The 23,999-nt window shown below is 64.6% G+C and carries 21 protein-coding genes and 1 tRNA gene; 9 read left to right on the plus strand and 13 right to left on the minus strand.

Going from position 1 to position 23,999, the window contains the following annotated elements; translation table 11 throughout:
• Nucleotides 1-38: 38 nt before the first annotated feature.
• From ilvA to J6595_RS02725, 3 genes are all read right to left on the minus strand, one after another.
• Complete coding sequence (ilvA, locus tag J6595_RS02715) at nucleotides 39-1,298, minus strand: threonine ammonia-lyase IlvA (protein ID WP_209592881.1); 1,260 nt, start codon at nucleotides 1,296-1,298, stop codon at nucleotides 39-41.
• Nucleotides 1,299-2,141: 843 nt separating this feature from the next.
• Nucleotides 2,142-3,956, minus strand: coding sequence for an adenine deaminase (gene ade, locus J6595_RS02720; protein WP_209592882.1), 1,815 nt, complete (start codon nucleotides 3,954-3,956; stop codon nucleotides 2,142-2,144).
• Nucleotides 3,957-4,160: 204 nt separating this feature from the next.
• Nucleotides 4,161-4,244: transfer RNA gene (locus tag J6595_RS02725), tRNA-Leu, on the minus strand.
• A 209-nt stretch (nucleotides 4,245-4,453) separates the two neighbouring features.
• Here J6595_RS02725 and J6595_RS02730 point away from each other — a divergent pair.
• The gene (locus J6595_RS02730; protein ID WP_209592883.1) at nucleotides 4,454-4,615 is read left to right on the plus strand and encodes a hypothetical protein; all 162 of its coding nucleotides are present in this window, start codon (nucleotides 4,454-4,456) and stop codon (nucleotides 4,613-4,615) included.
• A 344-nt stretch (nucleotides 4,616-4,959) separates the two neighbouring features.
• Here the strand turns inward: J6595_RS02730 and J6595_RS02735 are convergent, their stop codons facing one another.
• Both J6595_RS02735 and J6595_RS02740 read right to left on the minus strand, forming a co-directional pair.
• Nucleotides 4,960-5,802 (minus strand): class I SAM-dependent DNA methyltransferase, encoded by an 843-nt coding sequence (locus tag J6595_RS02735; RefSeq protein WP_209592884.1) that lies wholly within the window; start codon nucleotides 5,800-5,802, stop codon nucleotides 4,960-4,962.
• A gap of 33 nt (nucleotides 5,803-5,835) precedes the next feature.
• Nucleotides 5,836-6,468: a pyroglutamyl-peptidase I gene (locus J6595_RS02740; protein ID WP_209592885.1), complete on the minus strand. Its 633-nt coding sequence runs from the start codon at nucleotides 6,466-6,468 to the stop codon at nucleotides 5,836-5,838.
• A gap of 290 nt (nucleotides 6,469-6,758) precedes the next feature.
• Here J6595_RS02740 and J6595_RS02745 point away from each other — a divergent pair, with 290 nt between their 5' ends.
• The gene (locus tag J6595_RS02745; RefSeq protein WP_163464969.1) at nucleotides 6,759-6,971 is read left to right on the plus strand and encodes a cold-shock protein; all 213 of its coding nucleotides are present in this window, start codon (nucleotides 6,759-6,761) and stop codon (nucleotides 6,969-6,971) included.
• A 393-nt stretch (nucleotides 6,972-7,364) separates the two neighbouring features.
• Here J6595_RS02745 and J6595_RS02750 read toward each other — a convergent pair whose 3' ends face one another.
• Nucleotides 7,365-8,504 (minus strand): site-specific DNA-methyltransferase, encoded by a 1,140-nt coding sequence (locus J6595_RS02750; RefSeq protein ID WP_209592886.1) that lies wholly within the window; start codon nucleotides 8,502-8,504, stop codon nucleotides 7,365-7,367.
• Between the two features lie 280 nt (nucleotides 8,505-8,784).
• Here J6595_RS02750 and J6595_RS02755 point away from each other — a divergent pair, with 280 nt between their 5' ends.
• A complete protein-coding gene (locus tag J6595_RS02755) occupies nucleotides 8,785-9,465 on the plus strand; it encodes an HAD family hydrolase (RefSeq protein ID WP_209592887.1) in 681 nt (226 codons plus the stop codon).
• Between the two features lie 310 nt (nucleotides 9,466-9,775).
• Here J6595_RS02755 and J6595_RS02760 read toward each other — a convergent pair whose 3' ends face one another.
• Nucleotides 9,776-10,339, minus strand: coding sequence for a hypothetical protein (locus tag J6595_RS02760; RefSeq protein WP_209592888.1), 564 nt, complete (start codon nucleotides 10,337-10,339; stop codon nucleotides 9,776-9,778).
• Between the two features lie 129 nt (nucleotides 10,340-10,468).
• On the opposite strand from J6595_RS02760, the gene thrC reads away from it, so the two are divergent.
• The 4 genes from thrC (at nucleotide 10,469) to J6595_RS02780 (ending at nucleotide 16,954) form a co-directional block, all read left to right on the plus strand.
• A complete protein-coding gene (gene thrC / locus J6595_RS02765) occupies nucleotides 10,469-11,893 on the plus strand; it encodes a threonine synthase (RefSeq protein ID WP_209592889.1) in 1,425 nt (474 codons plus the stop codon).
• Nucleotides 11,890-13,191 carry a M16 family metallopeptidase gene (locus J6595_RS02770; RefSeq protein WP_209592890.1) on the plus strand — a complete coding sequence of 434 codons (1,302 nt, stop codon included), beginning with the start codon at nucleotides 11,890-11,892 and terminating at the stop codon, nucleotides 13,189-13,191. The genes thrC and J6595_RS02770 overlap by 4 nt, the downstream gene beginning before the upstream one ends.
• A gap of 79 nt (nucleotides 13,192-13,270) precedes the next feature.
• The gene (locus tag J6595_RS02775; protein ID WP_209592891.1) at nucleotides 13,271-13,888 is read left to right on the plus strand and encodes a GNAT family N-acetyltransferase; all 618 of its coding nucleotides are present in this window, start codon (nucleotides 13,271-13,273) and stop codon (nucleotides 13,886-13,888) included.
• Nucleotides 13,889-14,059: 171 nt separating this feature from the next.
• On the plus strand, nucleotides 14,060-16,954 hold the full coding sequence (locus J6595_RS02780; RefSeq protein ID WP_209592892.1) for an EAL domain-containing protein: 2,895 nt from the start codon (nucleotides 14,060-14,062) through the stop codon (nucleotides 16,952-16,954).
• A 225-nt stretch (nucleotides 16,955-17,179) separates the two neighbouring features.
• Here J6595_RS02780 and J6595_RS02785 read toward each other — a convergent pair whose 3' ends face one another.
• On the minus strand, nucleotides 17,180-17,794 hold the full coding sequence (locus J6595_RS02785) for a YqgE/AlgH family protein (protein ID WP_209592893.1): 615 nt from the start codon (nucleotides 17,792-17,794) through the stop codon (nucleotides 17,180-17,182).
• Between the two features lie 313 nt (nucleotides 17,795-18,107).
• Here J6595_RS02785 and J6595_RS02790 point away from each other — a divergent pair, with 313 nt between their 5' ends.
• Together J6595_RS02790 and J6595_RS02795 are read left to right on the plus strand one after the other, a co-directional pair.
• On the plus strand, nucleotides 18,108-19,007 hold the full coding sequence (locus J6595_RS02790; RefSeq protein ID WP_209592894.1) for a protein-disulfide reductase DsbD domain-containing protein: 900 nt from the start codon (nucleotides 18,108-18,110) through the stop codon (nucleotides 19,005-19,007).
• 139 nt (nucleotides 19,008-19,146) lie between these two features.
• Nucleotides 19,147-19,632 (plus strand): peroxiredoxin, encoded by a 486-nt coding sequence (locus tag J6595_RS02795; protein WP_209592895.1) that lies wholly within the window; start codon nucleotides 19,147-19,149, stop codon nucleotides 19,630-19,632.
• 95 nt (nucleotides 19,633-19,727) lie between these two features.
• Here the strand turns inward: J6595_RS02795 and J6595_RS02800 are convergent, their stop codons facing one another.
• The 5 genes from J6595_RS02800 to ispH all read right to left on the minus strand — a co-directional run bounded on the left by J6595_RS02800 (nucleotide 19,728) and on the right by ispH (nucleotide 23,941).
• A complete protein-coding gene (locus J6595_RS02800; RefSeq protein ID WP_209592896.1) occupies nucleotides 19,728-20,765 on the minus strand; it encodes a M42 family metallopeptidase in 1,038 nt (345 codons plus the stop codon).
• Between the two features lie 403 nt (nucleotides 20,766-21,168).
• The gene (locus J6595_RS02805; protein ID WP_209592897.1) at nucleotides 21,169-21,450 is read right to left on the minus strand and encodes a hypothetical protein; all 282 of its coding nucleotides are present in this window, start codon (nucleotides 21,448-21,450) and stop codon (nucleotides 21,169-21,171) included.
• 28 nt (nucleotides 21,451-21,478) lie between these two features.
• The gene (gene rnhA, locus J6595_RS02810; protein ID WP_209592898.1) at nucleotides 21,479-21,943 is read right to left on the minus strand and encodes a ribonuclease HI; all 465 of its coding nucleotides are present in this window, start codon (nucleotides 21,941-21,943) and stop codon (nucleotides 21,479-21,481) included.
• Nucleotides 21,940-22,929 carry a homoserine kinase gene (locus J6595_RS02815; RefSeq protein ID WP_209592899.1) on the minus strand — a complete coding sequence of 330 codons (990 nt, stop codon included), beginning with the start codon at nucleotides 22,927-22,929 and terminating at the stop codon, nucleotides 21,940-21,942. The genes rnhA and J6595_RS02815 overlap by 4 nt, the downstream gene beginning before the upstream one ends.
• A gap of 1 nt (nucleotide 22,930) precedes the next feature.
• The gene (gene ispH, locus J6595_RS02820; protein ID WP_209592900.1) at nucleotides 22,931-23,941 is read right to left on the minus strand and encodes a 4-hydroxy-3-methylbut-2-enyl diphosphate reductase; all 1,011 of its coding nucleotides are present in this window, start codon (nucleotides 23,939-23,941) and stop codon (nucleotides 22,931-22,933) included.
• Nucleotides 23,942-23,999 lie beyond the last annotated feature (58 nt).

Here is a 23,999-nt window from a genome sequence, read left to right on the forward strand (position 1 = left end):
CCCGGGAGCGACCGGACCGGCGCGAAGACGGGCCATGGTCAGATCAAAAGATCGGCAACGATCTGATCGTCCGTGATGTCCTGATAGCGGATGCCGTCCTCGGCAAAGCGCGCCAGCAGGGCCGGAAAGTTTGCCGGGTCCCTGGTCTCGATGCCGAGCAGGATCGAGCCGAAGTCGCGGGCCGACTTCTTCAGATATTCGAAGCGGGCAATGTCGTCGTCCGGCCCCAGAAGATTGAGAAAGTCCTTGAGCGCGCCTGGACGCTGGGCGAGCCGCAGGATGAAATACTTCTTCATCCCGGTATAGCGCAGCGCCCGCTCCTTGACGTCGGGCAGCCGCTCGAAGTCGAAATTGCCGCCCGACACGACGAGGACGACGGTCTTGCCGGCCACCTCGTCTTTCAGGCTTTCCAACGCGTCGATCGCCAGCGCTCCGGCCGGCTCCAGGACGATGCCCTCGAGGTTCAGCATCTCCAGCATGGTGTTGCAGAGCCGGCCCTCCGGCGCGAGGATGACGTCGTCGGGCTGAAAGCGCCTGAGCGTTTCGAAGGGGATGTCGCCGATCTGCGCCACCGCGGCACCGTCGACGAAACCGTCGATCTGCGGCATGCGCGTCAGGATGCGCTTCTCGAGGCTCGAGCGAAGGCTCGGCGCGCCGAGCGGTTCGACGAATCTCAGCGCCGGCGGCGAGCCCCCCTCCTCGTCGAAATAGCGCGTCATGCCGGAGGCGAGCCCGCCACCGCCGACCGGCATCACGACGAGATCGAGGCACTCGTCGCCGAGCTGTTCGCGGATTTCGCGCGCAACGCTCGCCTGGCCCTCGACGATGTCCTCGTGGTCGAAGGGCGGCACGAACTCGGCATTCGCAGCCGCCGAATAGGCCTTGGCGGCCGTATAGCAGTCGTCGAAGAAATCGCCTGTGAGTTCGATCTCGATCGCCTCGCCACCAAAGACGCGGGTCTTGTCGATCTTCTGCTGCGGCGTCGTCACCGGCATGAAAACCCGGCCCTTAACGCCGAAATGCTTGCAGGCGAAGGCAAAGCCCTGGGCATGATTGCCGGCCGAGGCGCAGCAGAAGGCGCGGACGGCCGCGCCGGAAGCCATCGTCTTGCGCATGAAATTGAAGGCGCCGCGGATCTTGTAGGACCGCACGGGCGTCAGGTCCTCGCGCTTCAGGAAGATGCGGGCGCCGTACTTCTTCGAAAGATGCTCGTTGAGCTGCAGGGGCGTGGCGGGAAAGAGGTCGCGCAGCGCCGTTTCAGCGGTGGCAACGCGTGAGATGAAGCTGTCGTCGGTCATTCGTCAGATGTCTCGTCGTTCGGCCGGAGGCTGGATCGGGGCCCGGGTCGTGATTGCTCCGTGACACGGGCGGCCGCGATCGGCTCTGCGAACCGGGAATGGGCCGCGCCGGGGCACGCGGCGAAATCGATCCTGGAAATCGTCGGCGGGGCCCGCGAAGCGTCCACACCAGACGGCCGGTCGCGGCGGGGCTTCAGTTCACGGACGAAACTGAAGCGCTTGCGGCGCCGGCGCCGATAATCGGAATGGCGCGCAAAGAGATGATGATGCGGAGCGAAATCTCTTTCGCGGACCGATCGATCGTCATCCTGAGCGCTCCTTCCTTTGCCTGACCACTCTGCCCCTTGCGGACCGACCTGGCCTTCTGAGGCCGACTTCAGCGGCCCGAATTTTGGCGCGTCATGCGCCAGTATGGCGGATTTGTCAAAACCGCCGCCATCGGCTCGGCTTGCCGCGACCGGCCCAGGACGTGTCCGAAGCACGCGAATCTTGATGAAACGGTAGCGAAACATAACCGAGGCGAACAAGCCATTCGCACGAAACAAAGCCAGACTAACCTTTGGTCATCGCAGCCAGGACATCTGACCCGATATCGACAAAGGTTTCAAACGAGGCTGCTCCAATCTACCCGGATCGCATGCCGCTGTGATCCGGGATGGTCGGCTCCGACGATCAACGCCCCAAATCGTCGGAGCCGCCGCCTTTCTCCCCAAAGCCCCCGGCCCGAAACCGATCATCCGACCGCATCCGGGTGACGACAAACGGACGCAACAATCGGCGGCCGGTGCATGGCCTTCCTGGGCCGAGGCCTGCGATCAGCCACCTCGACGCGTCCGTCCGCCTTCAGACGAAGACGTCGACGATCTTGAAGTTCGCGCTGTCGACGATCCCCTTGTCGGAAATCCTCAGAGCCGGAATGACGGAGAGGGCGAGCAGCGAATGCTGCATATAGGCGTTGTTGAGCGAGCAGCCGGCCTCGCGCATCGCCGCGATCAGCGCATCGGCCTTTTCGGCCACGATCTCGGCCCGCTCGTTCGACATGAGACCGGCGATCGGCATCTCGATCAGCGCCTTCTCCTCGCCATTGGAGAAGAACACGACGCCGCCACCGACATCTCCCAGCCGGTTGGCGGCGAGCGCCATGTCGTCCTCGCTGGTTCCGACGACGATCATGTGATGGCAGTCATGGGCGACCGTCGAGGCCATGGCACAGCGGGTGCGATAGCCGAAACCGGAGACGAAACCGTTGGTGACGTCGCCGCTCGCCCGGTGCCGCTCGACGAGAGCGATCCGGCAGACGTCGTTTTCGAGGTCCGGCACGGCGATACCGTCCCGGACCTGAAGGCTGGCCGTCAGCGCCTTGGTCGGCGCCTGATTCTCGACGACACCGATCACGCGCGCGACGACGCTATCGCCGGCGCCCTTCGGGGCCTCGATCTGAAAATCCTCAGCCGCCAGACGGCGGCCGAGTTTCACCGTATCGCGCGCCTCTGCCGGGTAGGCATGGGCAGGCATGTCCGCTTCCAGACGTCCGGATGCGGCAAGGCGCACGCCGCGGCCATACACTTCGTCGATCGAAAGCTCGGCGAGATCGGAGACGATCAGGAAGTCGGCCCGGCGGCCCGGCGTCACCGACCCGATCTCGCGCTCCAGCTTGAAATGCTCCGCCGTGTTGATCGTCGCCATCTGGATCGCGGTCATCGGCTTCAGGCCGCGGGAAATGGCGTGGCGCACGACCCGGTCCATATGGCCGTCGCGGACGAGCGTCCCCGAATGGCAGTCATCCGTGCAGAGGATGAAATGGCGCGAATCGAGCCCCATTTCGGTGATCGCCCTCACCTGTTCGGCGACATCGTACCAGGCCGAGCCGAGGCGCAGCATCGCCTTCATCCCCTGGCGCACGCGCGCGGCGGCATCCTCCATGCGCGTGCCCTCGTGGTCGTCCTCGGCGCCGCCCGCGACATAGCCGTGAAAGGCGAGGCCGAGATCCGGCGAGGCATAATGGCCGCCGACCGTGCGGTTCGCGGCGCGGGTGGCGGCGATCTCGCCCACCATCGTCTTGTCATTGGCGGCAACGCCGGGAAAATTCATCACCTCGCCAAGACCGATGATCAGCGGCCAGGCCATCGCCTCGGCGACGTCCTTCGGTCCGAGAACGGCGCCGCCCTCCTCCAGCCCCGGGGCCGAGGGAACGCAGGACGGCATCTGCACCCAGACATTGACCGGCTGCTCCATCGCCTCGTCATGCATGAGCCTGACGCCGGCAAGGCCGAGAACATTGGCGATCTCGTGCGGATCGACGAACATCGAGGTGGTGCCGTGGGGAATGACGGCCCGGCAGAATTCGGTTACCGTCACCATGCCGCTCTCGACATGCATATGCGCGTCGCAAAGCCCCGGCATGACATAGCGGCCGGCCACATCGACGACGTCCGTCTCCTCCCCGATCGCGTGGGAGGCATCGGGCCCGCAATAGGCGAAACGGCCGGCGGCGACGGCGATATCGGTCTTCGGGATGATCTCGCCGGAATGCACGTTGACCCAGCGCGCGCTCCTTATGACGAGATCGGCTTTCGCCCTGCCCATGGCGACATCGACGAGCCGGCTTGCCACCGCTTCGAAAGGGGGAACGCTCTGGCTGTTCGCATTGTCGGTCATCGAAGATCCTTCTGGTGGCTGTGTGTGGCCGGCCGACACCTGCGATGCTTCTGGCTGGCGGCGCCGGGATTGCGTGGCGCGAACGCCGAGATCTGCAACAGTGAGGATTGGTATGCCCGAGTGCCGCGTCCGCTCCAATCGCACATGCAACTTATTGCGCATTTTGTCGCAGCGAAGCGTCTTTAGAGACAAGCGGGCAAAGCCTGGTACGGGCGGCGGGACTCGAACCCGCACGACAAAAGTCCAGGGATTTTAAGTCCCTTGCGTCTACCATTCCGCCACGCCCGCGCCCGCCGCGAAATGAGCGGTTGGCGAGGCGGCTGTCAAGTTTTGTTGAGCGACGGCAACATTCGCCAGAAATGCGCTTAGCAACGGCCAAAGATTGCGGTATGATCGCCTCATGCCTTGGAAGCGCCGGATTCATGGAACTTCGGACAGGAGGAAACACCGTGGCATTGAGGGGTGAAACACAGTTTCCGTCGGATGACCGGACGACCATGTCCTGGGTCGATGCGCCCGATGTGCTTGAAGACGAAGGGCTTTTGCGGCGGCTGCGCGCCAATAACGATGCGCTCGAAAGCTTGCGCGAGGCCCTCGATGCGGAGACTCAGGTTTTCGCCCCATTCGCCGCATATTCGCCATCTTTGGCCGACGAATAGCCAATTTTTGCGGTTGCCGCGTATCGGTGACCGTCGTTTTCCGAGAGATCGTTGTCGAAGATCCACACTGCGCGCGGGATATGTTCACCCTTGTGTGCATACCGGTGGCAGCGCGCTTTGCCGGGCAAGCCTCTCCGGCATTCAGACATGCGCGACGCCTCGGCCCGTTCCGGCGCTTTCGCGCTGGCTTCGACCAGTGACGCGCGTGGCAGCGCCGGCCTCGAAAGCCGGAACCGATTGTCGGCAAGCCTGAATGCAAAGAATTCAATCAGCTTGGATCGAACAAACGAAACGGGACGAGCGTCCCTCACCTATGCGCGGGAAGCCACGGCGCTCGCTCGCCGTCAGGTCGTCATTTGCGCAACGAAGAGATGGCCCGGCGCCGGTTGGCCCTCCTGCATTCTCACCGTGATCGGCTCGAAGGCGAGCACCGAAAGCCCCTCGGCCTCGAGCGCCGCCCGCAGATAGGCTTCGCCGTGATGGAAACGGTGATCACGGCCGACGGCAAAGCCATCCGTGGCGCCGGCCGTCCCCGAACCGTTCTCGCCCGCCGCGAAGGTTTCCGTCGATGCGACGAACAGCCCGTTCGGCGAGAGCCTTGCCGAGACGGCCGACAGAAGCGGCGCGAGATCGCCGATATAGGGAAGCACGTCGGCAGCGCTGATCAGATCGAAGGGCTCGTCCTCGTCGAACTCTTCCAGAAAACCCAGGGCCTCGCCGATATAAAGATGGTCATAAGCGCCCGAATCGAAGGCGATCTCGACCATGTTCTCGGATAGGTCTACCCCGAGCATCTCGTCCACCCGGCCATCCAGCGCGACGCCGACGAGGCCGGTGCCGCAGCCAAGATCGAGCCCCCGGTCGAAATGGTGGAGATTTAGCCGCGCCAGAGACTTGGCGATCAGCTCGGGCACGCCGTAGCCGAGCTGGCGCACCAGAATGTCCTCGAACATTTCGGCCTGCTGGTCGAACAGCGTCGAGACGTAGCTTTCGCCGGCGGAGGCCGGCATCTCGCCCATGCCGAGCGCGGCAAGCCGCAGCCTGGCGCCGACATGGTCGTCGGGATCGATATCGAGGCATTCGCGATACGCCGCCGCTGCAGCCTCCGGCTTGCCGGCCTTCTCCTCAGCCAGAGCGCGGCGATAGACGGCGTCGAGCGCGTCCTCGTCGAATGTGGTCCCGGCCATGGCGCGGAGTTCCTTTAATTTTCAGGGTGGCGATCAGGCCTCAGTGCGGGCGGGAGCGGCAATTTGCAAGAGCGCCTCTCCTGCCGCGACCATGCGCTCCATCGGCATGCTCATGAAGACGTCGGGGAGCGGCGGGTGGGCGACGAGCTCACCGACAGCCTCGTCGCTGGACGGCAGATGAAAGAAACCGAATTGCCTCACCCCGAGACCGTTCGCCCCAAGGGCCAGCCGGTACAGCGTGTCGTTGCAGAGATAGCTGCCGGCGTTCGACGACCATTCGAAGTCGATGCCGGCGCCGCGCAAAGCCGCCGCAACGGCAACCCAGTCGAGACGGCATGGCAGAATTTCAGGCCCGTCGCCGATCGAGGGCCCTGCGGGAAAAGCACCGACGGCATCCGCCCGCCCGAGTTCGCGGCGGTTGCGGGCACAAAGCTCGATCCGGAACCGCTCGGCCCGAAGGTGCGCTCCGAACATCAGCACCGTGTGCGGACGCCGGGTTTCAATCGTATATTTCAGCTGCGGCCAGCTCTCCTCCCATGCAACGGGAAGCACGGCAGCCGCGCCGCCCGCTTCTGCCAGCTGCGGTGCGAGCGTCTCGATCAGGTCTTGTGACGGATTGCGGGCAACACCGGGGAAGGCAGAGAAGCCGACGACGAGGAACGACATGGACGAATGAATTCCGCTACTTGCTGTCAGAGACGAGAGATGCGTGAAAGCTGTGCCGCAATGAAACGTGAAGCGCGTCAGAAATCTTTCACTTGCAATGATGGCGATAAATTAGCATTGTTACGCCTGTTCGGGCAAATTCGCGAACACGGGTAATGGACGAATTGCGTATCGGGAGCGCCTCTCTCGGGTGGGCCGAAAGGCCTGCGATGTATCGGTTCCTATCCTAGTCAAGACTTGCCTGCCGCCGCCTTCGGGCGCCCATATATGCCAGGATGAGGATTCCGATAATGGCACAGACCGGCACGGTCAAATTCTTCAACACCGAAAAAGGTTTCGGGTTCATCAAGCCGGACAATGGCGGTGCGGACATTTTCGTCCACATCTCGGCGGTCCAGGCCTCCGGTCTGCCGGGCCTCGAAGAGAACCAGAAGGTCTCCTTCGACACCGAGCCGGACAAGCGCGGCAAGGGCCCGAAGGCCGTGAACCTGCAGTCGGCCTGATACCGACACCCGCTTCGAAAAGACAATTGCTCGCCGCGGCCCGGCTTCGGCGAGTGAAACGACACGGCGCCTTCGAGGCGACGTACCCTATCGATCGCGAATCCTCTCAAGGCGCGGCGGCGGTGGCCCAGGACTGATCCGGGCAATCGCCGGTTGCGCCTTTTCCTTGTGTCGGCCGGCCTCTGTCAGCCTGCTTCTGTCGCAGGTCGCGGTCGCCTGACGGGTCAGCGCCGCCGGCCCCAGAGCGTCCTGATCCGATTTGGCACACAGCCACCCCGGACCGAAGACCGGTGTCGATTTCCGACAAGCAGTCTTGGTGATGTGACAGTCTGCCAGCGTCGCTTCTTTTCCTTCGAATGGCGGCAGAACGCTACGCGGCGCGCGCCTTGCGGCTCAGCCCGCCGCCTTTTTCAGCGCCATGCGCTCGCGTACCAGCCGGCGGAGTTCGTCGATCGGCTTCAGCTCGCCTTCCGCCTCGACGTGCCAGAAGGTCCAGCCATTGCAGGCCGACAGCCCCTGAACCTTCGCGCCCACGCGGTGGATCGAAGCCGCCTCGCCCTTGACCGAGACCGTGCCGTCGGCCCGCACATGGGCGACGTGGCGCCGGGCGGCGTCGGTGAGCTCGGTTCCAGGCGCGATCAGCCCCGCTTCGAGAAGGCTGGCGAAGGGAATGCGAGGCTCGGCGCGCTTGCCGGGCTGGATCATCAGGCTGTCAGCCGACAGCGGCTCGACGGCGGCGATGCGGCGCGTCGCCGCCTCGACATAGGCCTCCTCCCGTTCGATGCCGACGAAATGCCGGCCGAGCCTTTTGGCGACGGCTCCGGTCGTGCCGGTGCCGAAGAACGGATCGAGCACGACGTCGCCCGGTTTCGTCGACGCCAGGAGAATGCGGGCGATGAGCGCCTCCGGCTTCTGGGTCGGGTGAAGCTTCTGGCCGTCCTCGTCCTTCAGCCGCTCGCCGCCGGTGCAGATCGGGAACAGCCAGTCCGAACGCATCTGGAGGTCGTCATTCGCCGCCTTCAGGCTGTCGTAGTTGAAGGTGTAGCCCTTGGCGTTCTGGTCGCGCGAAGCCCAGATCAGCGTCTCGTGCGCGTTCTGGAACCTGCGGCCGCGAAAGTTCGGCATCGGGTTGGACTTGCGCCAGACAACGTCGTTGAGCAGCCAGAAGCCGAGATCCTGCATCGAGGCGCCGACACGGAAGATGTTGTGATAGGAGCCGATCACCCAGATCGTCCCGTTCGGCTTCAGGACGCGCCGCGCCGCCAGGAGCCAGGCCCGGGTAAAGGCGTCGTAGGCCTGAAAACTCTCGAACTGGTCCCAGGCGTCGTCGACGGCATCGACCTTCGACTGGTCCGGCCTGTGCAGGTCGCCGGCAAGCTGAAGATTGTAGGGCGGATCGGCGAAGATCACGTCGACCGATTTTTCCGGCAATGCCTCCATGCGCGTCACGCAATGGCCCTGAAGCACGGTGTCCAGGAAGCCGTAGGCCGGCTCGGGCGACCGTTTCAGGAGTGAGGAGCGGGACAAAGCCATGGTGAAAACCGTCTACGCGAGGAACACTAGTCTGCAGCATGGTTACCGAGCAGGGTAAACAATCGATAAAATCCGCAGATGATTTCGCGCTTCGGTGAAAAATGCGGGTTTCTGCCCACCCGCCGATGCCGGTCCCGGCGGAGCTTTCCGCAACAGTGACGAAGCCGCACCCTGCGCCCTGCATGGTTTTGCACCCGGTGCCCGTCGTGCTACCGCAGGACCGAGAACACTCACGATATTTTTCTCGAACAGTCTTCGTGAAACCGCGAAAAGGCCAGACATGCCACAGCCACAACTCCTCATCTTCGATTGCGACGGCGTGCTCATCGATTCGGAGGTGATCGCGGCGAAGGTTCAGTGCGAACTGATGCGCGAGGAAGGCATCGACCTCGACGCTGCAGACCTTGCTCAGCGCTTTGCCGGCCTGACCTGGCCGGCGATCGTCGAAAGGCTGAAAGAGGAGACCGGGCACCGCTTCAGCCAGGCCTTCATGCAGCGCGTCGACGACGAGATCGACAGGCGCCTCGGCACGGAAGCCGAGGAAATCGCCGGCGCGCACGAAATGCTCGACCGGCTGGAAATGACCCGCTGCATCTGCTCCAATTCCAGCGCCGCGCGGCTCGAACTCGAACTCGACCATGTCGGGCTCTGGGATCGCTTCCGTCCCTACGTCTTTAGCGCCATCGACATCGGCAAGGCCAAGCCGGAACCGGACATTTTCCTGCATGCCTTGAAAGTCTTCGACGTGCGCGCCGAAAACGCGATCGTCCTCGAGGATTCGGTTCATGGCGTCGCCGGCGCCAGAGCGGCGGGCTGCCGTGTTGTCGGATTTACCGGCGCAAGCCACAGCTATCCCGGCCATGCCGACGCCCTGACCGAAGCCGGCGCCGAGACGGTGATCAGCCGGCTTGCGGATTACCCGGCGGTCGTCGAGGTCCTGGGAGACTGGCAGGACGGGTAACGCCCGCCCGGCCCCCGGCGGCCACAAAGCGGCCGGCCGCTCAAGGCGCCCGCCGAAATTCCAGCGAAATGCCCTGCAGCTCGACGCACAGCCGTCTTTCGGCCCCGCGTCTCGCCGCAAATGCCGGCTCATCGCCCCGTCCGGGCGGAATTCGGATGCCTTCGATGCTGGCCGATCGCTCGAAGCGCCAATCGTCAGAGACTGAAAGCAAGGCAAGCCGGCCGATCGACCGGGCTGTTCACTTTTCGGCATCGCGACAGCGATCGCCCGGCCGTCGCGCGGCGATCGTTCTCAGGATGATGGCAGCTATTCAGCCCTGCTTCGGCGGGCCTTCGTCGAAGCCTGTGTAGATGGCGATGCCGCCGGTCGCCGGGGGAATGACGATCTTGTCTTCCACAAAGCGGAAAGTTCTGGCGGTGCCCCCCTTTTCGACCGGCACGGAGAGCTTTCCGAGATTGGAGTAGATCACCCCGTCCTGTCCGACCACGGCGACGCGGATCGGCAGTTCGACGCTGCGGTTCTTCGCCGCGCGGCCGGGCATAAGACGACCCTCGACCCCGACCGTGATATGCAGCTTGCCGTCGACGATCCGACAGTCGCGCTTTGCATTGACGATCACCGCCTGATAATCGAGCGCCTCGTCCACTTTCTTCTGGAGGGTGGACGTGCCTTCACGGATCGAGGCTTGCGGGCAGTAGCGCGCTTCCGTTCCTTCCGCTGCGGCGGTCTCGACGGGTGTGTCCGCAGATTGTTGAGAAGCGGCTGGCGGGAGGCCGAGATCGGTGTTGGTGACCTCGTTCGCGGTCGTACACGACGCAAGGCCCGCTGCGAGCGCCGCGACGATGAGGTTCCGGGTGACCGGCACTGTAGGCATCGCTGGGTTCTTCCCTTACTGTGAGGGGCCGTTCTATATCAGCCCGGCCCCGCATAGGCGACAGGGCAGGCGGGCGGCAAGGCGAACAGCGCGATTTCCAACGCGGGTTCGGCAGGGAGTTTTGAAGACGTGAAGTATGTGAGTACGCGCGGCGAGGCGCCGGTTCTCGGCTTCGCCGATGCCCTCCTGAAGGGACTTGCGGCCGATGGCGGCCTCTACGTGCCGCAGAGCTGGCCGCAGCTGTCGCCCGAAACGATCGAAGGTTTTGCCGGCCGGCCCTATGCGGATGTCGCCGAAGCGGTGTTTCGTCCCTTCGTCGGTGACGACATCCCGGCCGATGCGCTGAGGGCGATGATCGACGAGGCCTATGGCACCTTCGCCCATCCCGCCGTGGCGCCGCTGGTCCAGATCGGGCCGAAACATTTCGTTCTCGAGCTCTTCCACGGGCCGACGCTGGCGTTCAAGGACGTCGCCATGCAGCTGATTGCCCGGCTGATGGACCACGTCCTCGAGGAGCGGGGCGAACGCGCGACCATCGTCGGCGCCACGTCTGGCGATACCGGCGGCGCGGCGATCGCGGCTTTCGCGGGCGGCGAGCGCACCGATCTCTTCATCCTGTTCCCGACCGGCCGTGTCTCGCCGGTGCAGCAGCGGCAGATGACGACGTCGGGGGCTGGAAACGTCCATGCCGTGGCCGTCGACGGTCACTTCGACGACTGCCAGGCGCTGGTCAAGTCGATGTTCGCAGACCGCCGTTTTGCCGGCGAGGTCCGGCTGTCGGGCGTCAACTCGATCAACTGGGGTCGGATCATGGCCCAGATCGTCTACTATTTCACCGCCGCCGCGAGCCTCGGCGCCCCCCGGCGCAAGATCGCCTTCACGGTCCCGACCGGCAATTTCGGCGACATCTTCGCCGGCTTCGCCGCCATGCGCATGGGCCTGCCGGTGGAAAAACTGGTGATCGCCACCAACGCCAACGACATCCTCGCCCGCACGCTTGCGACCGGCCGCTACGAGAAGGGCGACGTCCACGCGACCATGTCGCCCTCGATGGATATCCAGGTATCCTCGAATTTCGAGCGGCTGATCTTCGAAGCGAGCGGCCGCGACGCCGGCCTTGTGCGTCGCCTGATGTCCGGCCTCTCGCAATCGGGCGGCTTCGACCTGCCACACGAGGTGCTTGCCGCGATGCGCGAGACCTTCGATGCCGGGGCGAGCGACGAGGCGGCGACGGCGACGACGATCGCGCGCGTTCTCAAGGCGAACGCCTATCTCCTCGATCCCCATACGGCGGTCGGCGTGCATGTCGCGGAAGAGATGCTGGCGAGCGATGCGGCGAACGGGACGGCGATGATTACCCTCGGCACCGCCCATCCGGCAAAGTTTCCAGAGGCCGTGAAGCGCGCCGCAGGCATCGAGCCGGCCTTGCCGCCGGCCCATGCCGGGCTGATGGAACGGGCCGAGCGCTTCGACCATCTGCCGGCCGATCTTGGCGCGATCGAGGACTACATCAGGGCAAGAACCAGAGCCGAGACGGCGGGAGACAGGACATGAGCGTCGAAATCACCCGGCTCGCCAACGGCCTGACCATCGCGACCGAGACCATGCCGACGCTGGAGAGCGCCGCGCTCGGCATCTGGGTCAAGGCCGGCGCCCGCGACGAGCGGCCGAACGAGCACGGCATCGCCCATCTCCTCGAACACATGGCCTTCAAGGGCACCAGCCGGCGCACGGCGCGCCAGATCGCCGAGGAGATCGAGGATGTCGGCGGCGATCTCAACGCCGCCACCAGCGTCGAGACCACCTCCTACTATGCCCGCGTCCTGAAGAACGACGTGCCGCTGGCCATCGACATGCTCACCGACATCCTGGTCGATTCGCGCTTCGACGAGGCCGAACTCGAACGCGAGCAGCAGGTCATCCTGCAGGAGATCGGTGCGGCCGAGGACACACCCGACGACATCGTCTTCGATCATTTCCAGGAAGCGGCCTTCAAGAACCAGATCATCGGCCGCCCGATCCTCGGCACGCGCCAGACGGTGAAATCCTTCACGCCGGACGATCTGAGAAGATATCTCGCCCGTCATTATGGCCCCGACCGGATGGTCGTCGCGGCGGCCGGCGCGGTCTCCCACAAGGCCGTCGTCGAACAGGTGGCGGCGGCGCTCGGCTCCGACGCCACGCCGGCCCCCGTCGCCAGCGAAGCGCGCACCCCGGCAAGCTATGTCGGTGGCGAATATCGCCAGAGCCGTGAGCTTGCCGACGCTCAGATGGTTCTCGGCTTCGAAGGCCGAGCCTATTACGCGCGCGACTTCTATGCCTCGCAGGTGCTGTCGCTGATCCTCGGCGGCGGCATGTCGTCGCGCCTCTTCCAGGAGGTGCGCGAGCGGCGGGGCCTCTGCTACGCGATCTACGCCTTCCATTGGAGCTTTTCCGATTCCGGCGTCTTCGGCATCCACGCAGCGACGGGCGAGGACGAACTCGCCGAACTCGCCCCGGTCATCATCGACGAACTCATCGAGGCGGCGAACGGCATCTCCGAGGCCGAGGTGACGAGGGCAAGGGCGCAGATGCGGGCAAGCCTCCTGATGTCCCAGGAAAGCCCGGCATCGCGCGCCGGCCAGATTGCCCGGCAGCTGATGTTCAACGGCGAGGTCATCCCCAATGACGAGCTGATCGCCCGGCTCGACGCGATCACCGCGCCGAGGCTCGCCGATCTGGCCGGCCGGCTGTTCACCGGATCGACGCCGACGCTGGCCGCCATCGGCCCCGTGTCTCGGCTGCCCACTCTCGACGCGCTCGGCAGCCGCCTTGACGCGATGCCCCGGATGAAGGTCGCGGCGGGAGCCTAGAAACGGAACGCTCCGGCTGCCCGCGCCTTCGGGCAGGCAGAGCGCCCTTTTTAAGCCCCGCCCCAAACCAGCACGCGCCATGAGCCTGATCGATCACCTCAGCCGGCCGAACCTGCCCATCCTGACCGGCGACGGTGTCGTCCTTCGCCTGCCCCGCCGCTCGGACTTCGCCGCATGGCGTTCCTTGCGCGAGGAAAGCCGCAGCTTCCTGACACCCTGGGAACCGGTCTGGACCCCCGACGAACTCACATGGCCTTCGTTTCGCCGCCGTATTGCCCGCTATTATCAGGAAGCGCGAGAAGGCAGCGGCTACAGCTTCTTCGTCTTCGACGATGCGGGAACCACCCTCCTCGGCGGCGTCAGCGTCGGCCATGTCAGGCGCGGCGTTGCCCAGTCCTGCATCCTCGGCTACTGGATGGGCGAGCGTTTTGCCGGCAAGGGCCACATGCGCAGGGCCGTTGATACCGTCAAGCTCTTCGCCTTCGGGGTCGAGGGGCTGCACCGCATCGAGGCGGCATGCCTGCCACGCAATCAACGCTCGATCCGGCTTCTCGAAAGATGCGGCTTTTCCAACGAGGGTCATCTGCGTGGTTACCTTAAGATCGCCGGCCGCTGGGAAGACCATTGCCTCTACGCGCTGCTTCAAGAAGAATGGCAGGGTTCGGCGGGCAACGTCCGGCAACAGCTTCCGGCATAGGTCGGCGGTTAGGGTCGGCGCATAGGGATTGACTTGCGGCTTCACCTTGCTGCCAAAAGCCACGGCTGGCCGTGGGGCGGACGGATGCGGCGGAAACGAAACTGTGCGGCCGGCTCACAGCCGACGCCGATCGAACGGCCCGAGACGGCCGAGAAGAAAGCGCCGGGGGGCATGCATTTCATCAATCTGCGTCGGCTGATACCCTTCGTCCTCTGCAGTCTCGTCCTCGTCGCCGGATGGGTCGCGCCGGCTTTGGCTCTCGAGCCGGTCAGCGTTTCGAGCGAAGACGTCGCGGTCGACCTCAAGCCCGCGACCGACATCTATTACGGCCAGGGCCGCAATTTTCAGGTGACCACCGTACCGGGCGCCGACGGCATCGTCCGGCGGATCGAGGTCGAGGCGAAGTCGCCCTCGCCTTCCGGAAACTGGGCGGTCTTCGCGCTTGCCAACAACACCGACGAGCAGCTGGACCGTCTGGTCGTCGCCTCGCATTTCCGGCTGGTCAATTCGGGCATCCTTTCGCCGGATCTCGGTTCGCAGCGGATCGCCTCGATCACGCCGAGCCAGGGCTTCGCCCTCGAGCGCCAGCCGAGCACCGACGCCGACGTCTTCCTCGTCACCCTCGATCCGGGATCCGTCGTCACCTTCGTCGCCGAACTCACGAGTTCGAAGCTGCCGGAACTCAGGCTCTGGGAGCCGAACGCCTACAAGGACACGATCAACGCCTTCACGCTCTATCGCGGCATCGTCCTTGGTATCGCCGGCCTGCTCGCGGTGTTCCTGACCATTCTCTTCGTGGTCAAGGGCTCGGCGATGTTCCCGGCGGCGGCGGCACTCGCCTGGGCGGTGCTCGCCTATATCTGCATCGACTTCGACTTCTGGCAGAAGCTGTTGCCGATCGGGCCTGGCCAGGAGCGCATCTGGCGGGCGGGAACCGAGGTCGCCCTCGCCTTCACTCTGGCGATGTTCCTCTATGCCTATCTCAATCTCAACCGCTGGCACCGGGCGCTGTCGATCACGCTCCTGGTGTGGATCGTGCTTCTGGCGGGGCTCGGCGGCCTCGCCGTCTTCGAGCCGGTGGTCGCCTCCGGAATCGCCCGGCTCTCGCTCGCGGCGACCGCGGGCATCGGCCTTGCCCTGATCATCGGCCTGACCTTCCAGGGCTTCGACCGCGCGGTGATGCTGATTCCGACATGGTGCCTGATCATCCTCTGGCTCGTCGCGAGCTGGATGACGGTCACCGGGCGGATCGACAACGACATCATCCAGCCGGCGCTGGGCGGCGGCCTCGTCCTCATCGTGCTCCTGATCGGCTTCACGGTGATGCAGCACGGCTTTGCCGGCGGCAGCTTCGCCCAGGGGCTGTTGTCCGACATGGAGCGGCGGTCCCTCGCCTTGGCGGGTGCCGGCGACGCCGTTTTCGACTGGGACGTCCCGCGCGATCGCATCTTCGTCGGCGCCGACGGGGACACGCTGGCGGGCATGCCGATCGCGGCGATGAACGGGGCGGCGCGCGACTGGCTGCCCGTCCTGCATCCGGACGATCGCGATCGCTTCAAACTGACCTTCGACACCGTCATCGAACACCGGCGCGGCCGGATCGTCCAGGAGTTCCGGATCAACGACGAGGACGGCCATTATCACTGGATTCAGCTCCGGGCCCGGCCTGTGCTCGGCTCGGACGGCGAGGTGATGCGCTGCGTCGGCACGTTGAAGGACGTGACCGATCAGAAGAAGGCCGAAGAGCGCCTTCTGCACGATGCACTGCACGATCAGCTCACCGGCCTGCCGAACCGGGAATTGTTCGGCGACCGGCTCGAAGCGATCGGCATCCTGGCCGCGACCAGAGACGACGTCCGGCCCACCATTTTCGTCATCGACATCGACCGCTTCAAGCAGGTCAATGACGACTTCGGCCTGGCTGTCGGCGACACGATCCTCCTGACGGTCGGCCGGCGGCTGAAGCGCATCCTGAAGCCGCAGGATTCGCTGGCACGGCTCGGTGGCGACCAGTTCGGTCTGATCCTCGTCTCCCAGAGCGACGTCTCCTCCGTCGCCGCCTTCGCCGAAACCCTGCGCGAGGCGATCAAGGCGCCGATTTCGCTGGCGGGGCGCGAGATCGTCCTGACCGGCTCTGTCGGGCTTTCGGGCTGGGCGGAGGGTGCGACCAGCGAGGAGACGCTGAAGGAAGCGGAACTCGCCATGTATCAGGCCAAGCGCTTCGGCGGCGACCGCATCGAGCCGTTCCGGCCGGCCTACAAGTCCATCGGCTCCGGCCGCCTGCAGCTCGAATCGGACCTTCGCCGCGCTTTCGAACGCTCCGAACTCTCCCTCGCCTTCCAGCCGATCGTCGATCTCGACAGCGAGAAGGTCGCCGGCTTCGAGGCGCTGCTGCGCTGGGAGCATCCGCGACGCGGCGCCATCTCGCCGGCGGAATTCATCCCGATCGCCGAGAATACCAGCCTGATCGTTTCCCTCGGACAGTTCGCGCTGGAAGAGGCCGCCAAGCGTCTGGGCGATCTGCACCGGGCGACCGGCGACGACAGCTATTTCATGTCGGTGAACATCTCGAGCCGCCAGCTGATCCGGCAGGACCTCATCGCCGATGTGAAAAACGTGATCGACCGCTACAAGCTGTCGGCCTCGCGCCTGAAGCTCGAACTGACCGAGTCCATGGTGATGGACAATCCCGAGCGCTCGGCCAAGCTTCTGGAAAGACTGCGCGGTCTCGGCGTCGGCCTGTCGCTCGACGATTTCGGCACGGGCTATTCCTCGCTCGCCTATCTGATGCGCTTTCCCTTCGATACGTTGAAGATCGACCAGTCCTTCCTGCGCAACAACAACCAGCCGCAGCGGCCGATCATTCTGCATTCGATCGTGACCATGGCGCATGATCTGGGGCTGAAGGTGGTCGCCGAGGGGGTCGAGAGCGAGAGCGACATCGTCCAGCTGCGTCAGCTGGACTGCGAATACGCCCAGAGTTTCGCCTTCTCCCCGCCACTCAATTTCGAAATGGCGCGCCGGCTTCTGGTCGATCGCTCCGCGAGTTTGAAGCGGGCGAGCTGAGCGACATCGCGCTCGCGGCGCGGAGCCCCCCGGACGACGAACGAAGGCGCAAGAATCCAGACATGGCAGCGCTTACGCTGCGCCTCGCACCGGACATCGGCCCAAGACGGGCATTGGAGATAGCGGCGGAGCAGTGACGCAACCCTCAACGGTTCGCCATTCTTGTGGGCCCCTCCCCGAGGACGACGACGCGGCGGAGGACCTGCGGTCGGCCTCGCTCAGCCCTCAGGCGTGCCCCGCCTCGCCCGCCAGAAATGCCGGGTCGACACCCAGAAGGCCCAGCGCCCGCTTGTATTTGGCGTCGAGATCGTTGTCGAAGACGATGCCGAGATCGGCCTTGCAGGTCAGCCACCCGTTGGCGGCGATCTCTTCCTCGAGCTGGCCCGGAGCCCAGCCGGAATAGCCGAGAGCCATGATCGCCGTTTTCGGCCCCATGCCCTCGCAGATCGCTCTCAATATATCGACCGTCGGCGTCAGCGCGATGTCCTCGGCGACATGGACGGTGGATTCGGAATCATAATCGTCGGAATGAAGGACGAAACCGCGCCCCTTCTCGACCGGCCCGCCGACGCAGACCGACACCTCGCGCCCGCCCGAGGGCAGGCGGATGTCATCCTCGCTCTCGACGACCCCGAGCTGGGTCAGCAAGACCGGAAAGCTCATCGGCTGCGACTTGTTGATGATGAAGCCCATGGCTCCGTTCGGCGAATGGGCACAGACATAGACGACGGTCCGCGCGAACGGCTCGTCGCTGACAGTCGGCATCGCGATGAGGAAGTGCCCCTCCAGCGAATGAGCCACGTCGTTTTCATCGGAATCAAGATCGATATCGAGCTTCATACTTCCTCACCGCATGGTTTGCGACAGCGGACCTCCGTCGATTCGGCGCCTTCAGAGCGCGAACCCTTCCCCGGCACGAGGCAATCACGAACGGTACACCGCATCATGACGTCGATGGGGCGACCGGCCGATAGACTGCCGGTATGAAGTTTGCCGGCATGCACGAAAAAACGTTTCCCGAAACGAAGGTGGCACCCGCCACGAATAATGACCAGAGCAGAATTGCCACGAGCTTTCCAAATTTGACAAAAAGCCGTTATCTCGGCCATCGCCACCCTTGTCCATCCCGCGCAAATGAAGAAAGAGACCGGACATGCTGAGCCTCTGCCGCCATTTTCGCCAGGATCGTCTTACCGGCGCAAGGCGGCATGCGATCTGTGCGGTCAGGCCCTGGCGGCGCCGTTTGACTGGCGCGGTTCTCAAGACCGCTGCCGCCATTCTTCTTCTTGCCGCTTCGCCGTCGATGGCCGCCGGCAGCCGGACGAGCGTTTTTCAGAACGACGAAGTGACGTTGCGGCTGGTGCGCGCAGCCGGGCCGGACGCCGGAACCGTGCGGGTCGCGCTTCTGGTCGATCTCGCGCCGGGCTGGAAGACTTACTGGATCGATCCGGGCGCCTCGGGCATCCCGCCACAGATCGATCTGTCGAAGACAGAAGGCGTTGCAAGCGTCCATGACCATTTTCCGCCGCCGCATCGCTTCGGCGAAGACGACACACGCGCCAATGGCTACAAGGGCGATGTCGCTTTCGCCTTCGAGCTCGACACCCGCCCGGGCGAGACGATCGGAGCCGTGAAAGCCGCGATTTTCCTCGGGGTCTGCAACGACATCTGCATTCCGGTCCAGGCCGAGCTTCAGACCGCCGGCGCCGATGACGAAGCGGCCGTGACGAGCGCTTTTGCCGCTCTGCCGCAGGCGGCGCCGGCTGGGGCGTTTTCCGTCTCGGCGGGCCCCGACGGCAAGACGCTGAGGGTGACGGTGAAGTCCGGTGATGAGCCGAAAGACGACGCCGCGCCCGATCTCTTCGTCATTTCGAAGGACGGCTGGTATTTCGACGAGCCGACGCAGGTGACACGCAAGGGCGACACGCAGGTCTTCGATGTGCCGATCGCCGAAGCCCCGGCCGGCGCGCAGACCAGCCCGGCGACGATCGACCTTCTCTACACAGCCGGCAGCGCGGCCGTCGAGGCTGAGAACGTTCCGGTCGAACCTTGAGGGTTGAGCCCAAGCCCGCGAAATCTTCCTCGCCGTCGCGCTCCGCGCTGGACAAGTCTGGTCAGGACGCCAGATCGAGGCTTGGCCAAGACGGAGGGGACGATCCGCCCGCCAGCCAATTTCAGCGGAGTAAAGTGACATGACCATCGCCGTCGGCGACAAAATTCCGAACGCCACCGTCAAGACGCGCACCGAGGACGGACCGGCCGATCTTTCGACCGAAACGATCTTTGCCGGCAAGAAAGTGGTGCTTTTCGGCGTGCCGGGCGCCTTCACCCCGACTTGCTCGATGAACCACCTGCCTGGGTTTCTCACCCATAATGACGACTTGCGTCAAAAGGGCGTCGACACCATCGCCGTCGTCGCCGTCAACGACATCTTCGTCATGGGCGCCTGGGAAAAATCCACCGAGGCGACCGGCAAGATCCAGTTTCTTTCCGATGGCAATGGCGAATTCACCAAGGCGCTCGGCCTCGACATCGACCTTTCGGTCGCCGGACTCGGGGTGCGCTCCAAGCGCTATTCGATGCTGGTCGAGGACGGCGTCGTGAAACAGCTCAACATCGAGGAAAGCCCGGGCCAGGCGGACAAATCCAGCGCCGAGGCCCTGCTCGAGCAGATGTAAGCCGAAAGAACCGGAGCCGACGCAGGCTCATCACCCCCGCGCGGATCGCGCGGGGGTTTTTCACTTCCTGCCAGTGGCTGGAACCCGCGAAAGGCTCAGCGCGCCGCGATAAAGGCCGTCAGGATCTTGCGCGCTGCCCTGAGATCGCGCTTGTCGATCATCTCGGCGACGGTGTGGATGTAGCGGGTGCCGACGACGATGCCGATCGCCCGCGCGCCGATACCGGCCTGCTGTCCCGCCGCGCCGTCCTGGCCGCCCCGGGCGAGGATGGTGCGCTGGCAGGCGATGTCGCGCTCCTTGGCCAGCGTCTCGATCTCCTTGACGAGGCCGTAATCGGCAATGAACGAGCCGTCCTTGATGTGCAGCCCGAATCCTTCGCCCTGCACGGTCGTGCGGTCTTTTTCGGGAACGCCCGGCGTGTCGCAGGAGAGCGTCGTGTCGACGCCGATGACGATGTCCGGCTTCACGCCGTAGGACGCGGTCTTGGCGCCCCGGAGACCGACCTCCTCCTGCGCGGTGAAGGCGACCGTCAGCTCGCAGTCGTGGGAATGGCCGTTGTCGACCAGCTTGCGCACGGCCTCAAGGCCGAGCCAGCAGGCGATACGGTTGTCGAGGGCCTTGGAGACGATCTTCTCGCCCATCTCCTCGAAAGGCTCGTTCATGACGACGTAGTCGCCGACCTGGATGCGCTTCTTCGCCTCGGCGCCGAGCCCGGTGTCGATGACGAACTCGTTCGGCTCCGGCATCTTCTTGCGCTCGTCGGCCGACTGGATGTGGATCGGCTTGCCCTCGGCGTTCATCACGCCCTTGATGTCGCCCTCCTCGGTGCAGACCAGAACCCGGCGCGAGAACAGGTTGCGCGGATCGAAGCCGCCGACCGGATCGACATGGACGAAGCCCTTGTCGGTGACGTGGGAGACGAGAAAGCCGATCTCGTCCATGTGGCAGAGAAGGAGCAGCTTCTCCGGCTTGTCGCCCTTGCCCTTGCGCGTGCAGATCAAGGAGCCCATCGCGTCGGTGCGGATGTCGTCGAAGAGGTCCTTCGCCTCCGCTTCGATCACGGCACGCACGCGGGCCTCGCGGCCGGGAACGCCGGGTGTTTCGCAGAGCTGTTTGAGAAGGTCGAGATTCATGGGGAGTCCTGTGGGATCGGATTTGCGGTTGGGGCGGCCGTGGCGCAGGGGCCCGAGGCCGAGTTTTAGCAAAGAGAACTGCTGGTTTCGCTGATCATGCCAAACTGGCGCCGATTGATAATCGCATCGGCTCAGGCCTGCCAGCTGAACCCTCGCTGAGATCTCGCGATCGCAGACGGGCGATTGCCGGGGCCACAAGTCTTACCGGCCGCGGAATGTCGAAGCGGACCTCTGAATTTGTGATCGTTCGGCTAATCCGGAATTCCATCCCAATTGCACGACGATGTTGCGTCCGTCCTGCAGTCCCCAGATCAGCGCGAGCTGCTGGCGAAATAGACCGTAATGATCGCCATAGCCAGAAAGCCAACTGGTGTCAGAAGCATCAGCCAGAAGTCAGGACTGCTCATTTTCGCAACTCCCTCTTCAGGTACGATGTCGCGATTAAATGTATGGTGACTGCCACGACGAAGCAAACCGATCCGATCACGGCCCGCATCCAGGCTTCCACGGGCACCCTCTCCGTGGTGTAGATCGCGTTCAATATCGGCGCGACGCCACCCACTATGGCGAGGCCGACAGCCAAGCCATTCAAGAACGTCGCCGTGAGCTTGGCAGCTTCGATGTCGGCATCGACCGGCTGTTTCGGACGATCTTTCCGCAACCCCTCGTTCGTCGGCAGCGTCATCGCTCACCACCCGGCCTCACCCGTCGCCTCACCCCCGGCGCTTCTTCTTGAACGGCTCCATCCCGGCCCGTGCCAGCTCGTCGGCGCGCTCGTTCTCGGCGTGGCCGGCGTGGCCTCGAACCCAGTGGAACGTCACGTCGTGGCGGTTCTTCTCTTCCTCCAGCGCCTGCCACAACTCGACATTCTTGACCGGCTTGCCGTCGGCGGTCCGCCAGCCCTTCTTCTTCCAGCCGAAGATCCACTTGGTGATGCCGTCGCGCATGTAGTTGGAGTCGGAATAAAGATCGACGGCGCAGCTGCGGTTCAGCGCCTTCAGCGCCGAGATCGCCGCGAGAAGCTCCATGCGGTTGTTGGTGGTGTCGGTTTCGCCGCCCTTCAGCTCCTTCTCCTGCCCGCGAAAGCGCAGGATGGCGCCCCAGCCGCCGGGGCCGGGATTGCCCGAACAGGCGCCGTCAGTGAAAATTTCGACGCGCTCGCCGCTCGCCTCGCTCATGCCATTCCCTTCGTGACCGCCGCCTTCTCCAGCCCGTATTCGGACGCATCGCGCACGCCGCGATGAAAGCGCAGTTTCTTCAGATATTCGCGCGGATCCTTCTTGGTGACGAAACTGTCGTCCGGCACGTTCAGCCAGTCATAGAGCCGCGTCAGCATGAAGCGCATGGCCGCGCCCCGGCACAAAAGCGGCAGCTTGTCGTATTCTTCCTCCTCCAGCGGCCGCACCGAGGCATAGCCGGCAATCAGCGCCCGGCCCTTGGTTACGTTGTAGCTGCCGTCCTGTTCAAAACACCAGGCGCCAAGCGTGATGGCGAGGTCGTAGGCAAGGAGGTCGTTGCAGGCGAAATAGAAGTCGATGAGGCCGGACAGTTCGCCCGAAAGGAAGAAGACGTTGTCGGGAAAGAGATCGGCGTGGATGACGCCCTTCGGCAGATCCTGCGGCCAATGCGCCTCGAAATCGGACAGTTCCGCCTCGATCTCTGCCGACAGCCCCGGCTCGACCTCGTCGGCGCGGCCCGCACAGCTCTCGTAGAGCGGGCGCCAGTCGCAGGGCGCCAGGCCATTGGCACGGGTGAGCCCGAAGGTCTTGGCACTTTCGTGCATGCGGGCGAGCGCAGCGCCGACGGCGCGGCACTGGTAGGGGCTGGGACGGCGCGTCCACATGCCGTCGAGAAAGGTGAAGATCGCCGCCGGCCGTCCGGAAAGCTCGCCGAGGGCATTGCCGTCCCTGTCATGGACCGGCAACGGGCAGGACAGGCCGCCTTCGGCAAGGTGCTCCATCAGCCCGACGAAGAAGGGCAGGTCGGAGCGGTTCACCCGCTTTTCGTAGAGCGTCAGAATATAGGTGCCGCCGGTGGTGCGCAGGAGGAAATTGGAATTCTCCACGCCCTCGGCGATGCCCTTGTAGCTCGACAGACCGCCAAGATCGTAGCGGCACAGGAATTCCGCGAGCTCGGGCTCGGTAACGTCGGTATAGACAGCCAATCTACTCAGCCCCGCCGTTGACGAAGGCCATGTCGGCCTTGGTCAAGGGTATGTCGCGCAGCGAACGCATCACCGGAAAATTCTCGTTCTCCTCGGCCGTCTGGACGAGGTCGATGACAACGTCGAAGCGCTCGCGCAGGGAGGCGATGATCGCGTCGACCAGTATCTCGGGCGCCGAGGCGCCAGCCGACATGCCGACGACGGGATTGTCGCCCGTCAGCGCCTCGAACGGCATCTCCTGCGGGCCCTGGACGAGCACGCCCCTCTTCGAGCCCGCCCGCTCGGCCACTTCCACCAGCCGCCTGGAATTCGACGAATTCGGCGCGCCGACGATGAGGAAGAGATCGGTTCCCGGCGCCGAGGCCTTCACCGCCTCCTGGCGGTTGGTCGTCGCATAGCAGATCGATTCCGACGAGGGCGCGGTCATCGCCGGAAACTTCGCCTGAAGCGCCGCGACGATGTCGGCGGTGTCGTCCAGCGACAAGGTGGTCTGGGTGACGAAGCCGAGGGCGTCCGGGTCCTCGGGCTCGAAGGCGGCGACGTCCTCGACGGTCTCGATCAGGCTGACGGTGCCGGGCTGAAGCTGGCCCATGGTGCCGACGACTTCGGGATGGCCGCGATGGCCGATCAGGATGACGTGACGGCCGCGCTTCACATGAAGCATCGCCTGCTTGTGAACCTTGGAGACCAGCGGGCAGGTCGCGTCGAGATAGAGCATTTCGCGGTCAGCCGCCGCCGCCGGCACCGATTTTGGCACGCCATGGGCGGAGAACACCACCGGCTGGCCGTCGTCGGGGATCTGGTCGAGCTCCTTGACGAACACCGCGCCAATGTCCCGCAACCCGTCGACGACGTATTTGTTGTGAACGATCTCGTGGCGCACATAGACAGGCGCGCCGTATTTCTTCAGCGCCAGAACGACGATCTGGATCGCCCGATCGACGCCTGCGCAGAAGCCGCGCGGCTCGCACAGGCGCAGGGTCAGCTTCGGCTTTGTCGCGGTAAGGGACACGGATTCTCCAAGGACGATCGGCGGGTCTGAAAGCGGCTTTGCGGCGCTTCTTCGGCTG

The sequence above is a fragment of the Jiella mangrovi genome (genome assembly GCF_017815135.1).
Taxonomy (GTDB): domain Bacteria; phylum Pseudomonadota; class Alphaproteobacteria; order Rhizobiales; family Rhizobiaceae; genus Jiella; species Jiella mangrovi.